Here is a 14,283-nt window from a genome sequence, read left to right as displayed (position 1 = left end):
GACAATCGGTTCGGTGCCGCGCATTTGTGCAGCTCAGCGGCGTGCGAAGGTCGATTGTCAGTGGCGTGGTGCACGGTGGGAACATCGCCGGGCCAGATGCGTCCGGACGAGCTGGAGGGGGATCGCTCCATGACCGTTTCCGTCGACTCGACGACGTCCGCGACCGCGAATCCGTCGGCGCCCGCGCCCGGTTCCGCCGACGCCGCGCAGGTGCTCCGGCCACACGCCGAGGACGCCTTCGCCGCCGAACTGGCCGCGCTGGCCGCGCAGGACGACCGGCCGCGCCCGCAGCGCTGGAAGCTCTCGCCGTGGGCCGTCGCCACCTACCTGCTCGGCGGGACCCTGCCCGACGGCACAGTGATCTCGCCGAAGTACGTGGGACCGCGCCGCATCGTCGAGGTCGCCGTCACCACCCTCGCCACTGACCGCGCCCTGCTCCTGCTCGGCGTGCCGGGCACGGCCAAGACCTGGGTGTCCGAGCACCTCGCGGCCGCGGTCAGCGGCGACTCGACGCTGCTCGTGCAGGGCACGGCGGGCACCCCCGAGGAAGCCATCCGGTACGGCTGGAACTACGCCCAGCTGCTCGCCCACGGCCCCAGCCGCGACGCGCTCGTGCCCAGCCCCGTCATGCGGGCGATGGCCGAGGGCATGACGGCGCGCGTCGAGGAGCTGACCCGTATCCCGGCGGACGTGCAGGACACGCTGATCACGATCCTGTCGGAGAAGACGCTGCCCATTCCGGAGCTGGGTCAGGAGGTGCAGGCCGTGCGCGGCTTCAACCTCATCGCCACGGCCAACGACCGCGACCGCGGCGTCAACGACCTGTCGAGCGCCCTGCGCCGCCGCTTCAACACCGTCGTCCTGCCGCTGCCGGAGAGCGCCGACGCCGAGGTCGACATCGTCTCGCGCCGCGTCGACCAGATCGGCCGCTCCCTCGACCTGCCCGCAGGCCCCGAGGGCATCGACGAGATACGGCGTGTCGTCACCGTCTTCCGCGAACTGCGCGACGGCGTCACGGCGGACGGGCGTACGAAGCTGAAGTCGCCCAGCGGCACGCTGTCCACGGCCGAGGCGATCTCCGTCGTCACCAACGGCCTGGCTCTGGCCGCCCACTTCGGAGACGGCGTCCTGCGCGCGGGCGACATCGCGGCGGGCATCCTCGGCGCGGTCGTCCGCGACCCGGCGGCGGACCGGGTGATCTGGCAGGAGTACCTCGAAGCGGTCGTGCGTGAGCGCGACGGCTGGAAGGACTTCTACCGCGCGTGCCGAGAGGTGAGCGCATGACGGGGGCGCAGGAGCCGCTGCTGCTCGGGGTGCGGCACCACGGTCCGGGATCGGCGCGTGCCGTGCGGGCCGCGCTCGACGCGAGGCGGTCCCTCCACCAGGGCGTCGTCCTCGTGGAGGGGCCGCCGGAGGCCGACGCCCTGGTGGAGCTGGCCGCCGACGAGGGGATGCGGCCGCCGGTCGCGCTGCTCGCGCACGTGGTGGACGAGCCGGGCCGTTCGGCGTTCTGGCCGCTCGCCGGGTTCTCGCCGGAATGGGTCGCCATCCGATGGGCCCTCCGGCACGGGGTGCCGGTGCGCTTCATCGACCTGCCTGCGGCGCACTCGCTCGCCCTCCGCGCGGAGGGCGGGGACGAGGGGGACGGGGATGAGGGGGAGAGCGAGGGCGGGGACGAGGGGGACGTGCGGGTCGACCCTCTCGGTGTCCTCGCCGAGACCGCGGGCTACGACGACCCCGAGCGCTGGTGGGAGGACGTCGTCGAGCACCGGGGGGCGGCCGACGACGCGTTCGCTCCGTTCGAGGCGCTGGGCGAGGCGATGGGGGCGCTGCGCGAGGCCAACGGGGACGGGGGGCACGCCCGTGACCTCGTGCGCGAGGCGTACATGAGGCTCCAGGTGCGGGCCGCGCAACGGGAGTTCGGGCCCGAGCGGGTCGCCGTGGTCTGCGGGGCGTGGCACGTTCCCGCGCTGCGGCAGAAGACCACCGTGGCCGCCGACCGTGCCCTGCTCAAGGGGCTGCCCAAGGTGAAGGCCGAGATGACGTGGGTGCCGTGGACCCACCGTCGGCTCTCGCGCGCCAGCGGGTACGGGGCGGGGATCACCTCGCCCGGGTGGTACGCCCACCTGTTCGACGCGCCCGACCGGCCCGTCGAGCGCTGGTTGACGAAGGTCGCCCGGCTGCTGCGCGACGAGGACAGGCTCGTCTCGTCCGCGCACGTCATCGAGGCGGTGCGGCTCGCCGACACGCTGGCCGCGATGCGGGGGAGGCCGCTGGCCGGGCTCACCGAGACGACCGATGCGGTGCGGGCGGTGCTGTGCGAGGGCTCGGACGTACCGCTCGCGCTCGTGCACGACAAGCTCGTCGTCGGGGACGTGCTGGGCGAGGTGCCCGAGGCGGCGCCCGCGGTGCCGTTGCAGCGGGACCTCACGAAGCTGCAGCGCAGGCTGCGGCTCAAACCGGAGGCGCTGGAGCGGGAGTTGGAGCTCGACCTCCGCAAGGAGACGGACGCCGGGCGCAGCAGGCTGCTGCACCGGCTGCGGCTCCTCGGCATCGGCTGGGGCGAGCCGGTGGCGTCCCGGGGGAGTACGGGGACGTTCCGGGAGACCTGGCGGCTGCGGTGGGAGCCGGAGCTCGCCGTGCGGGTCGCCGAGGCGGGGGTGTGGGGGACCACGGTCCTGGGCGCGGCCACGGGCAAGGCGTCGTCCGACGCGGTCGACGCGGGGGCGCTCGCCGACGTCACGGCGCTCGCCGAGCGGTGCCTGCTGGCGGAGCTGTCGGACGCGTTGCCCGTGGTGATGCGGGTGCTGGCGGACCGGGCGGCGCTGGACGCGGACGTCGGGCACCTCGCGCAGGCGCTGCCCGCGCTGGTGCGGTCCCTTCGGTACGGGGATGTCCGGGGGACGGGCACGGAGGCCCTCGGTGAGGTCGCCCTCGGGCTCGCCGAGCGGATCTTCGTCGGGTTGCCGCCCGCGTGCGCGGGGCTGGACGCGGACGCGGCCCTGGAGATGCGGCGGCACGTCGACGCGGTGCACCAGGCGGTGGGCCTGCTCGGGGAGTTCGGCCCGGGCCGCTCGGAGGGTGCGGGTGCGGCGCACGGGGTCCGCGCGCGGTGGCACTCCGTACTGAGGGCGCTCGCTCAGCGGGATTCCGTCGCCGGGGTCGTGCGGGGGCGTTGCGTGCGGCTGCTGCTGGACGGCGGGGAACTGGGGGACGAGGAAGTCGCCCGGCTCATGGGGCTCGCGCTGTCCCGGGGGAGCGCGCCCGCCGAAGGAGCCGCCTGGATCGAGGGGTTCGTCGGGGGCGGCTCCGGGGGCGGGATGCTGCTAGTGCACGACGAGCGGCTGCTGGGGCTGGTCGACGACTGGCTGAGCGGGGTGTCGGACGGCGCCTTCACCGACGTACTGCCGCTGCTGCGACGCACGTTCTCGGCGTACGAGCCGGGGGTGCGGCGGACGTTGGGGGAGTTGGTGCGGAGGGGGCCGATGGGGGGCCCTGCCGGGACCGGCACCGGTGGCGCGGACGCGGACGCAGGGGGACTGCCCGGTTTCGCCGGGGAACTCGACCCCACGCGCGCGGACGCGGTCGTGCCGATCGTGCGCCTGCTTCTCGGCCTGCCGACGGGGGCGGATCCGGATGGAGAGGCTGAGGCGGAAACAGAAGCGGAGGCGGGGCGGCGCAGAGAAGCGGAAGCGGGGACGCGGGCAGCGGAGTCCTACAGCGACGACTACATGGGGGTGGCGGGATGAACGGGGTGACCAGGGGAGCCGGGGTGGCCAAGGTGACAGGAGAACCTGGTGTTGCCGATGAGCGGATGCGGCGGTGGCGGCTTGTGTTGGGGGGTGAAGGGGGCGACGGGACGGGGTGTGTGCTTGGGGGGCGGGACGCGGCTATGGATGGTGCCCTCGGTGCGTTGTACGGGGGAGCGAGGGAGGAGACGGGTGCCCGGGGGCGGGAGCGGTCCGCGGGGCTGGGGGCGTCGGCGCCGTCCGTGGCGCGCTGGCTCGGGGACATCCGGACGTACTTCCCCTCCTCCGTCGTGCAGGTCATGCAGCGCGACGCCATCGACCGGCTGGGGCTCTCCACGCTCCTCCTGGAGCCGGAGATGCTGGAGGCCGTCGAGGCGGACGTGCACCTGGTGGGCACGTTGCTCTCGCTCAACAAGGCCATGCCCGAGACCACCAAGGAGACCGCGCGGGCCGTCGTGCGCAAGGTCGTCGAAGACCTGGAGAAGCGGCTCGCGACGCGGACCCGTTCCACGCTCACCGGAGCGCTCGACCGCAGCGCCCGCGTCAGCAGGCCGCGCCACCACGACATCGACTGGAACCGCACGATCGCGGCCAACCTCAAGAACTACCTGCCGGAGTACAAGACGATCGTGCCCGAGCGGCTCGTCGGGTACGGGCGGGCATCGCAGTCCGTGAAGAAGGAGGTCATCCTCTGCATCGACCAGTCGGGGTCGATGGCCGCCTCCGTCGTCTACGCCTCGGTGTTCGGTGCCGTGCTCGGCTCGATGCGGTCGCTCGACACGCGGCTCGTCGTCTTCGACACGAACGTCGTCGACCTCACCGATCAGCTCGACGACCCGGTGGACGTCCTGTTCGGCACACAGCTGGGCGGCGGCACGGACATCAACCGTGCGCTCGCGTACTGCCAGTCACAGATCACCCGGCCCGCCGACACGGTCGTCGTCCTCATCAGCGACCTCTACGAAGGAGGCATACGCAACGAGATGCTGAAGCGGGTCGCGGCGATGAAGTCGTCCGGAGTGCAGTTCGTGACGTTGCTCGCACTCTCCGACGAGGGGACGCCCGCGTACGACCGCGAGCACGCCGCGGCGCTCGCGGCACTGGACGCGCCCGCCTTCGCCTGCACTCCTGACCTCTTCCCGGAGGTGATGGCCGCGGCGATCGAGAAGAGGCCACTTCCCCTGCCGATCGCGTGAGCAACCAGAGCAAACAGGTGGTCTCCGACACCCCAGGGGCCGCCCGGCCACCGCGGCGGCGGCCGGTTTTGCCGCGGTGACCACGCGATCTGTGACCGTCATCACCGCCCAAATGTGATCTGCGATTTAGGGACCTACGTCCCGCGGCGATAACCTGCGAGACGGACATGCCGCGTACCGGACTCCGTCCTACGCCTCCCTTGTGACAGCGCAGTCACGTTGCCCTCCGCGGCACGCCCACGCAGACAGCTGACCACAAAGCAGCGAGATCGCAGCGAGATCACGGAAAAGGGACGGACGCGCGTGGACCTGTTCGAGTACCAGGCGAGGGACCTCTTCGCCAAGCACGGTGTACCGGTGCTGGCCGGTGAAGTCATCGACACGCCTGAGGCGGCGCGCGAGGCCACCGAGAAGCTGGGCGGCAAGTCGGTCGTCAAGGCACAGGTGAAGGTCGGTGGCCGCGGCAAGGCCGGCGGCGTGAAGCTGGCGGCGAACCCGGACGAGGCCGTCGCTCGCGCGACGGACATCCTCGGGATGGACATCAAGGGCCACACGGTCCACAAGGTGATGATCGCCGAGCTGTCCCCGGAGATCGAGGCGGAGTACTACGTCTCGTACCTCCTCGACCGCACCAACCGCACCTTCCTCGCCATGGCGTCGGTGCAGGGCGGCATGGACATCGAGGAGGTCGCGGAGAAGACCCCCGAGGCCCTCGCGAAGGTCCCGGTCAACGCCGTCGAGGGCGTTGACATCGAGAAGGCCCGCGAGATCGTGGCCCAGGCGAAGTTCCCGGCCGACGTGGCCGAGGGTGTCGCCGAGGCCATGGTGACCCTGTGGGACACCTTCGTCGCCGAGGACGCGCTCCTCGTCGAGGTCAACCCGCTGGTGAAGACCAAGGACGGCCGCATCCTGGCCCTGGACGGCAAGGTCTCGCTCGACGAGAACGCCGACTTCCGCCAGGCCGACCACGAGGCCCTCGAGGACAAGGAGGCAGCCAACCCGCTCGAGGCTGCCGCCAAGGCCAAGGGCCTCAACTACGTCAAGCTCGAGGGCGAGGTCGGCATCATCGGCAACGGTGCCGGTCTGGTCATGTCGACCCTGGACGTCGTCGCGTACGCCGGTGAGAACCACGGTGGCGTGAAGCCCGCCAACTTCCTCGACATCGGTGGCGGCGCCTCCGCCGAGGTCATGGCGAACGGCCTGGAGATCATCCTCGGCGACTCGGACGTCAAGTCCGTCTTCGTCAACGTCTTCGGTGGCATCACCGCGTGCGACGAGGTCGCCAACGGCATCGTGCAGGCCCTCGAGCTGCTCGCCTCGAAGGGCGAGAAGGTCGAGAAGCCGCTGGTCGTGCGCCTCGACGGCAACAACGCGGAGCTGGGTCGCAAGATCCTGAGCGACGCCAACCACCCGCTCGTGCAGCGTGTGGACACCATGGACGGCGCGGCCGACAAGGCCGCCGAGCTCGCGGCCGCGAAGTAAGGGACGAGGGACAGAACAGCCATGGCTATCTTCCTCAACAAGGACAGCAAGGTCATCGTCCAGGGCATGACCGGTGCCACGGGCATGAAGCACACCAAGCTCATGCTGGGTGACGGCACCAACATCGTCGGCGGCGTGAACCCGCGCAAGGCGGGCACGAAGGTCGACTTCGATGGCACCGAGGTGCCGGTCTTCGGCACGGTCAAGGAGGCCATGGAGGCCACGGGCGCCAACGTGTCCGTCCTCTTCGTGCCGCCGGCCTTTTCCAAGGCCGCCGTCGTCGAGGCGATCGACGCGGAGATCCCCCTCGCCGTCGTCATCACCGAGGGCATCGCCGTCCACGACTCCGCCGCCTTCTGGGCGTACGCGAAGTCGAAGGGCAACAAGACCCGCATCATCGGCCCGAACTGCCCGGGTCTGATCACGCCGGGTCAGTCGAACGCGGGCATCATCCCGGGCGACATCACCAAGCCGGGCCGCATCGGCCTGGTCTCGAAGTCCGGCACGCTGACGTACCAGATGATGTACGAGCTCCGTGACATCGGCTTCTCCTCGGCCGTCGGCATCGGCGGCGACCCGGTTATCGGTACGACGCACATCGACGCCCTCGAGGCGTTCGAGGCCGACCCCGACACCGACCTGATCGTCATGATCGGCGAGATCGGCGGCGACGCGGAGGAGCGCGCGGCGGACTTCATCAAGGCGAACGTGACGAAGCCGGTCGTCGGCTACGTCGCGGGCTTCACCGCCCCCGAGGGCAAGACGATGGGCCACGCGGGCGCCATCGTCTCCGGCTCCTCCGGCACGGCCGCCGCGAAGAAGGAGGCCCTCGAGGCCGCCGGCGTCAAGGTCGGCAAGACGCCGACCGAGACGGCGAAGCTGGCGCGCGAGATCCTGGCGGGCTGACGTCCGTCGGTTGAGCAGTGTTGAAAGTGGGCCCGCGCCTTTTCGGTGCGGGCCCACTTTTTGGTTTTCGGCTGCGGCTGCGGCTGCGGCTGCGGCTGCGGCTTCGGCTGCGGGTGCGGGTGCGTGGGGGCTTGTCGCGCAGTTCCCCGCGCCCCTGGAATGTGCCCCGCGCCCTGGCTATTCCGCCTGTGGGGTAAGGCGTTCTTCGCCGTTCGTGAGTTCTGCGCGGAGTTTTTCGCGGAGGGTGGTGTCCTGGTAGGTGAGGGGGCCCGGGCCCATGCGGGGCGGTACTCCGCTGATGGCGCGGCCGGGGGCCTGTGGGGGCTCGTAGTGCGTGGGCGCGTTCTTCAGGGTCAGCGCCGTCGCCCCGATGATCAGCGCCGTGAACGCGATGGCGGCGCGCGTCCAGAAGCGCGCGCGGTGCTCGCTGCCGGTGCGGACGCGTTCGGCCCTCGGGAGCCGCAGTTTCTCGGCCTTGCCGACCTCGCCGAGGCGCTGGTGAAGGACCTCGGGGTCCGCCAGGTCGGGCAGCCGTTCGGCGATCGCCTCGCGCGCGTGCAGGAGGCGGTTCGCGGCGGCGGGCGTGCTCGCCTCCGTCTCGGCCGCGGTCTCGGGCAGGTCGAGGCCGACACCGTCGTAGAGCATCAGGGTGCGGCGCTGGGCGGGCGGCAGGCTCAGGAGTACGTCGAGGAAGGCGCGGTCGGCGGGCTGCGCGGGCGGGGCGTCCGGGTGGCGCTGGCTGGGCCGGAAGCGGTGCCAGGGGGACATCGCGTACTCGTACGCCGCCGCGCGGACCCACCCGGCCGGGTCCCGGTCGACCGCCACCTCGGGCCAGCGCTGCCAGGCCAGCTGGAAGGCGCGCTCGACCGACTCCTGGGCGAGGCCCCGCCGTCCGGTGAGCAGATACGTCTGGCGTACGAGGCCGGGGGCGCAGCCTGCGCAGAGGGCGTCGAAGGCCTGGGCGGGGGTGAGGCCCGGCTCCCGGGGCTCCCGGGGCTCCCGGGGTGCCTCGGGCTTCGTCACCCGGACCGGCAGCGGACGGACGCGGCCGTTGCTGTGGCCGTGGGCGGCGGGGGCGGCTGCCGCCAGCGGGGCCGGGGTCCGTGGCTTCGCCGCGCGCTTGGTCGGCTGCTGGGGGCGCGATCTCGATCTGCCGCCGTCGGTACCGACGGCACCGACGGGGGGCTTCGCCCGCCCTGGCTTCCGCGGTGCCGTCTCCGCCGCTGCCTGTTCCGCCGCGACCGCGTTCAGGAGCTTCGCGTACGCCTCGCGCTTGCGGCCGCGCGGGCTGGTGCGACCCGTTTCCCAGGAGCGGACCGTTTCGCGAGTGACGCCGACCTTCGCCGCGAGATCGGCCTGGCTCAGCGACTTCGCCTCGCGCAGCCTGCGGCGTTCCTTGGGGGACGGCAGAGGCGGGGCAGGGCTCTGGGGCATCTCGGAATCTCCGCACCGTGGGCCGACGTACGGCGGGCGGGCCGGGCGCAGCCGATCTGCCGTACGAAAAAGTACATAAACATATATTGAGCGACACATCCGATATTCGCCTGTTACGGGAATAAAGCGCGTGTCGTTGGGAGCATGGCCGGGTGACCCAGACGACCGATCCCCACGCCTCGTCGCCGCCCGTGGAACCGTTGCGCGGACGGGCCCGCGACCGTTCTCCCGCTCTGGCCACCTGCGTGCTGGGCGGGGCCATCGCCGCGGGCCTCGGACTCGGCTCGTTCGCCGTACTGGTGATGGTGCTGTGGATCAGCTCGCCCTACCCGGACAGCGGTCCCGACGGCGCGCTGCACGTCGCCGCCGGGCTGTGGCTGCTGGCCCACGGCACGGACCTGATCAGGACGGACACGCTCTCCGGGGCGCCCGCGCCGGTCGGCGTGACGCCGCTGCTGCTCGTCGTCCTGCCGGGCTGGCTGCTGCACCGGGCGGCACGGGACGCGGCGGCGCCCGAGGGCCGCGGGCACGCGGCGCGCACGGCGTGGTCCGGGGTGGTGGCCGGGTATCTGCTGGTCGGCGTGGCCGCGGCGCTGTACGCGGCGGGCGGCGAGCTGCGGCCCGACTGGATCAGCGCGGCCGTGCACGTGCCGGTCCTCGCGGCGGGCGCGGCCGGGCTCGGCGTGTGGACGGCCCGCGGACGCCCGCACGGGCCGCTCCCCGCGGCCCTGCGCCGCCCGCTGGCCGCCCTGCCGGAGGGGGTACGGGTCTCGCTCCGTGCCGCTCTCGTACGAGGCTTCCTCGCCCGCCGCCTCGCGGTGGCCGTCGTCCGGGCCGGGGCGGCAGCCACCGGCGTCCTCGTGGGCGGCGGTGCGCTGCTCGTCGCGGTGTCGCTCGTGCTGCACGCGGGGCCGGTGCAGACGTCGTTCACGCAGGTGACAGACGTGTGGTCGGGGCGGCTCGCGGTGCTTCTGCTGGCCCTCGCGCTGGTCCCGAACGCCGCGGTGTGGGGCGCCGCCTACGGTCTCGGCCCCGGCTTCGCGCTCGGCACGGGAACCGTCGCCGGGCCCCTCACCGCGGGCGCGGCGCCCCTGCTGCCGCCCTTCCCGCTGCTCGCGGCGCTGCCGACGGCGGGGCCCGGCTCGCCGCTGACCTGGTCGGCCGCGGCGGTGCCGGTGGGCGCGGGGCTCGCGATCGCGTGGTGCGTGGTCCGGGCGGCGGCGCCCGCGTCGGGCTCGGGCGAGCCGAACGAGGTGTGGTCGCGGGGCCGGACGGCCGCGGGCGCGGCGATGGCGTCGGTGGTGTGCGGGACGGCGGCGGCGGGCCTCGCGGCGCTCGCGGGCGGGCCGATGGGTGTGGCGGTGCTGTCCGATTTCGGCCCGGTGTGGTGGCAGACCGGGGCGGCGGCGCTGGGCTGGTCGCTGCTGGTCGGCGTGCCGGTGGCGCTCGGGCTGCGGGCGTGGCGGCTGCGGAGGCGGAGGCAGCGGCTGGACCTGCCGGAGGGAGTGGAGAGGGTGGCGTCCGGTGGGGAGCGGGGGGTGGCCGGGGTGCCCGGGGTGATCGGGTCGTCTGGGGCAGCTGGAGTGACTGGGGCAGCCGGAGTGACTGGGCTGTCTGGGGCGGCCAGGCTGTCCGGGGGATTCGGGGCGGCCGGGTCGTCTGGGGCAGCCGGGGTGACCGGGCTGTCTGGGGCAGTCGGGGCGGCCGGGCTTTCCGGTGAGAAGCGGCGGGTGCGGCTGCCGCGGCTCACGCTGCCTTCACTGCGGCTGCCGCGTCCTCAGAAGGCGCGGCCCTGGATCCCGCACGTCCGGCTTCCGTGGCACGGGCGGGCGGCTGAGGCGGCTGAGCCTGCCGTCGGCGGTGTTCCGGAGGAGGGCGAGCCAGAGCCGACGGCAATCCCGGAGCCGCTAGAAGACCCCAAGATCCTGGAGGTCCACGAACCCCCGGAGACGCCGAACCCCTCGTACGAGCCCTCCGGACCCCCGCCGCCGACCCCGCCCCCCTCCTGGTACGACGAAGCCGCCCGCGAGGCGCGCTGGCAGGCGCTCAAGGAGGAGGGGGAGCGACTCTGGGAGCGGCAGACGCGGCCCCCGGAGTCCCTCTGAGTCCCCTCAGCCCCTCTGAGTTCAGCTAGTCCTGCTCGCCCAGGAGCGGCCGCAGCTGCTTCGGCAGCAGGTCCTCGCAGGACTGCTGCGACGCGCTGGTCAGCGCGTCGTCCACGCACGTGTAGTAGTCCCGGTACACCAGCTGCGCCGTGAACGTACCGGCCACCATGAGGAGCGCGAGCGCACCCGTCACCAGGCCGCTGATCGCGGCCGTCGTCTGCGGCCTCGTGCTCGTCGCCGGTTCGGCCTGCGGCGGCCGGGCGGCGGTCGTGGTGGTCGTGGCGGTCGGCGGGGCGGCGTCCGGCGCCTGCGCCGCTGCCGGTGCCGGAGCCGTCGGATCCGGCGTGCGCTTCTTCGCCCGCAGCGCCTGGACGGCCCACATCACCGCGAGCGCGCCGAGCAGCAGCGCGACGTACCGCCAGCCGAACAGGGCGAAGAAGAAGCCCCACATGCCGGAGAGCAGGGCGTACCGCGCGCGGCGCTGGGCCGGGTCCGTCGGGTCCCAGCGCATGCCGCCGCCGTTGTTGCCGCCGCCGGGCGCCGACGGGCCCTCCTGGCCGGGGCCGTTCTGCTGGCGGGGCCGGTCGCCGAAGCCGCCCTGGGAGCGGCCGGGCTGACGGTCGCTCCACTGGCTTCCCCAGGGGGAACCCTGGCTGCCGCCGGAACCGTCGCCGTCAGGGGCGGAGTCGTCCGAGGGGCGGCGCGGCTGCCACGGCCGGTCCGGTGTCCCCTCGGGCGGCGGCGCGAAGGGGTTGTCGTCGTCCTTGCCCGTTCCCTGGGCGCCCGAGCCCCGGGACTCCGGTCCCTGGGATTCCGGGTCCTGCGGCGGAGACGAAGGGCGGCTACGGTCCGGCATCAGGTGTGCGTCTTCCCCTTGGTAGGGCCCTTGGCAGGGCCGTGGCAGAGCCGTTGTGCGGCTCGACAACGCGGCGTTCTTTGGTATTCAGGCGCTTCCCCACAGACGCTACCTTCCGCCCGCGCCCCCGTCCCGTGAGGGGCGGTTCCGGGTGCCGGTATCGTTGCTGGCGGTCGGCCGCTTCGTAGGGTTCCCCGTATCGCGGGACCCGAAGCCTTCGTACGACCGTACAAAGACACGTCGTCGAAGACGCACCTTCGAAGACGCATCCTCCGAGAAAGGGCCCCGTTGTGGCCAAGAGCGCTGTGGTCGCGCGCCCCAAGCGCCTCGTCGTGCTGGTGTCCGGGTCGGGCACGAATCTCCAGGCCCTGATCGACACCATCCGCGCCGAGGGGACGGAGGGCTACGGCGCCGAGATCGTCGCCGTGGGCGCCGACCGTGACGGCATCGCGGGCCTGGAGCGCGCCGAGCGCGCCGGGATCCCGACCTTTGTCTGCCGGGTGAAGGACCACGCGACCCGCGACGAGTGGGACGCGGCCCTTGCGGAGGCGACGGACGCGCACGGCCCCGACCTGGTGGTCTCCGCCGGGTTCATGAAGATCGTGGGGAAGGAGTTCCTCGCGCGCTTCGGCGGGCGGTTCGTGAACACGCACCCCGCGCTGCTGCCCAGTTTTCCGGGGGCCCACGGTGCGCGCGACGCGCTCGCGTACGGCGTGAAGGTCACCGGCTGCACCGTCCACTTCGTCGACGACGGCGTCGACACCGGCCCGATCATCGCCCAGGGCGTGGTCGAGGTCCGGGACGAGGACGACGAGAGCGCTCTGCACGAGCGCATCAAGGAAGTCGAGCGCACGCTGCTCGTCGATGTCGTGGGGCGTCTGGCCCGGCACGGCTACCGCATTGAGGGACGAAAGGTTCTTATCCCGTGACCGCCGAAGCGAACAACGCCGCGAACGCGAACGACGCCGCGCAGCGCCCCATCAAGCGCGCTCTCATCAGCGTCTACGACAAGACCGGCCTGGAAGAGCTCGCGCGCGGGCTGCACGAGGCGGGCGTCGAACTCGTCTCCACCGGCTCGACCGCCTCGAAGATCGCCGCCGCCGGGGTGCCCGTCACCAAGGTCGAGGAGCTCACCGGCTTCCCCGAGTGCCTGGACGGCCGGGTCAAGACCCTGCACCCGAAGGTCCACGCGGGCATCCTCGCCGACCTGCGCCTGGAGGACCACCAGCGGCAGCTCGCGGAGCTCGGCGTCGAGCCCTTCCAGCTCGTCGTCGTGAACCTCTACCCCTTCAAGGCGACCGTCGCCTCGGGCGCCACGCCCGACGAGTGCGTCGAGCAGATCGACATCGGCGGCCCCTCCATGGTCCGCGCCGCCGCCAAGAACCACCCCTCGGTCGCGGTCGTCACCGACCCGAAGCGGTACGCCGACGTGCTCGCGGCCGTCAAGGCCGGTGGCTTCGACCTGACCGCGCGCAAGCGGCTCGCGGGAGAGGCGTTCCAGCACACGGCGGCATACGACGTGGCGGTGGCGTCCTGGTTCGCGGACGGCTACGCGGCGGCCGACGACTCCGGTCACCCCGACTTCCTCGGCGCGACCTACGCGCGCAAGAACGTCCTCCGCTACGGCGAGAACCCCCACCAGGGCGCGGCGCTCTACGTCGACGGCACGGGCGGCCTGGCCGAGGCCGAGCAGCTGCACGGCAAGGAGATGTCGTACAACAACTTCACGGACACGGACGCCGCGCGCCGTGCCGCGTACGACCACGACGAGCCCTGCGTCGCGATCATCAAGCACGCCAACCCGTGCGGCATCGCGATCGGCGCGAACGTCGCCGAGGCACACCGCAAGGCGCACGCCTGCGACCCGCTCTCCGCGTTCGGCGGCGTGATCGCCGTCAACCGCCCGGTCTCCAAGGAGATGGCGGAGCAGGTCGCCGAGATCTTCACCGAGGTCATCGTCGCGCCCGAGTACGAGGACGGCGCCCTCGAAGTCCTCACCAAGAAGAAGAACATCCGCGTCCTGCGCGCCCACCAGGCGCCGTCGAACGCGGTCGAGGTCAAGCAGATCGACGGCGGCGCGCTGCTCCAGGTCACCGACCGGCTGCAGGCCGACGGCGACAACCCCGCCAACTGGACGCTCGCCACGGGCGATGCGCTCAACGCGGGCGAGCTCGCCGAGCTCGCGTTCGCCTGGAAGGCGTCCCGCGCGGTCAAGTCCAACGCGATCCTGCTCGCCAAGGACGGCGCCTCCGTCGGCGTCGGCATGGGCCAGGTCAACCGCGTCGACTCCGCGAAGCTCGCGGTCGAGCGGGCGGGCGAGGAGCGTGCGCGGGGTGCCTACGCCGCGTCCGACGCGTTCTTCCCCTTCCCCGACGGGCTGGAGATCCTGACCGCCGCGGGCGTCAAGGCCGTGGTGCAGCCGGGCGGTTCGGTCCGCGACGAGCTGGTGGTCGAGGCGGCGAAGAAGGCGGGCGTCACGATGTACTTCACGGGGACGCGGCACTTCTTCCACTGAGCGGGCCCGGTGGCGACCTGACGTGACGTGACGTACAGAC

General features: G+C 72.7%; 10 protein-coding genes. 8 read left to right on the top strand and 2 right to left on the bottom strand.

Annotation, left to right across the window (positions count from 1 at the left end; all coding sequences use genetic code 11):
- Positions 1–129 precede the first annotated feature (129 nt).
- The 5 genes from AC068B_RS08720 (at position 130) to sucD (ending at position 7,333) form a co-directional block, all read left to right on the top strand.
- Complete coding sequence (locus AC068B_RS08720; RefSeq protein WP_478669976.1) at positions 130–1,284, top strand: ATP-binding protein; 1,155 nt, start codon at positions 130–132, stop codon at positions 1,282–1,284.
- Positions 1,281–3,749 (top strand): DUF5682 family protein, encoded by a 2,469-nt coding sequence (locus AC068B_RS08715; RefSeq protein WP_478669975.1) that lies wholly within the window; start codon positions 1,281–1,283, stop codon positions 3,747–3,749. Before AC068B_RS08720 ends, AC068B_RS08715 begins: the two co-directional genes overlap by 4 nt.
- On the top strand, positions 3,746–4,945 hold the full coding sequence (locus tag AC068B_RS08710) for a VWA domain-containing protein (protein WP_478669973.1): 1,200 nt from the start codon (positions 3,746–3,748) through the stop codon (positions 4,943–4,945). Before AC068B_RS08715 ends, AC068B_RS08710 begins: the two co-directional genes overlap by 4 nt.
- Positions 4,946–5,248: 303 nt before the next feature.
- On the top strand, positions 5,249–6,427 hold the full coding sequence (sucC, locus tag AC068B_RS08705) for an ADP-forming succinate--CoA ligase subunit beta (RefSeq protein WP_478669972.1): 1,179 nt from the start codon (positions 5,249–5,251) through the stop codon (positions 6,425–6,427).
- A gap of 21 nt (positions 6,428–6,448) precedes the next feature.
- Entirely contained in the window at positions 6,449–7,333 is an 885-nt protein-coding gene (gene sucD / locus AC068B_RS08700) for a succinate--CoA ligase subunit alpha (RefSeq protein WP_356251427.1), read from the top strand.
- A 177-nt stretch (positions 7,334–7,510) separates the two neighbouring features.
- Here sucD and AC068B_RS08695 read toward each other — a convergent pair whose 3' ends face one another.
- Positions 7,511–8,767 (bottom strand): helix-turn-helix domain-containing protein, encoded by a 1,257-nt coding sequence (locus AC068B_RS08695; RefSeq protein ID WP_478669970.1) that lies wholly within the window; start codon positions 8,765–8,767, stop codon positions 7,511–7,513.
- Positions 8,768–8,919: 152 nt separating this feature from the next.
- On the opposite strand from AC068B_RS08695, the gene AC068B_RS08690 reads away from it, so the two are divergent.
- Positions 8,920–10,872, top strand: coding sequence for a cell division protein PerM (locus tag AC068B_RS08690; protein WP_478669969.1), 1,953 nt, complete (start codon positions 8,920–8,922; stop codon positions 10,870–10,872).
- A gap of 25 nt (positions 10,873–10,897) precedes the next feature.
- On the opposite strand, the gene AC068B_RS08685 is transcribed toward AC068B_RS08690, so the two are convergent.
- Complete coding sequence (locus AC068B_RS08685) at positions 10,898–11,728, bottom strand: hypothetical protein (protein ID WP_478669968.1); 831 nt, start codon at positions 11,726–11,728, stop codon at positions 10,898–10,900.
- A gap of 290 nt (positions 11,729–12,018) precedes the next feature.
- Between AC068B_RS08685 and purN the strand changes: the two genes are divergently transcribed.
- Both purN and purH read left to right on the top strand, forming a co-directional pair.
- The gene (purN, locus tag AC068B_RS08680; RefSeq protein WP_478669965.1) at positions 12,019–12,657 is read left to right on the top strand and encodes a phosphoribosylglycinamide formyltransferase; all 639 of its coding nucleotides are present in this window, start codon (positions 12,019–12,021) and stop codon (positions 12,655–12,657) included.
- Positions 12,654–14,243, top strand: a complete 1,590-nt coding sequence (purH, locus tag AC068B_RS08675) for a bifunctional phosphoribosylaminoimidazolecarboxamide formyltransferase/IMP cyclohydrolase (protein ID WP_478669964.1) — start codon at positions 12,654–12,656, stop codon at positions 14,241–14,243. The genes purN and purH overlap by 4 nt, the downstream gene beginning before the upstream one ends.
- The last annotated feature ends 40 nt before the right edge of the window (positions 14,244–14,283 follow it).

It is taken from the genome of Streptomyces sp. NPDC042371, assembly GCF_056437465.1.
This window is presented reverse-complemented; position numbering and strand designations above follow the sequence as displayed.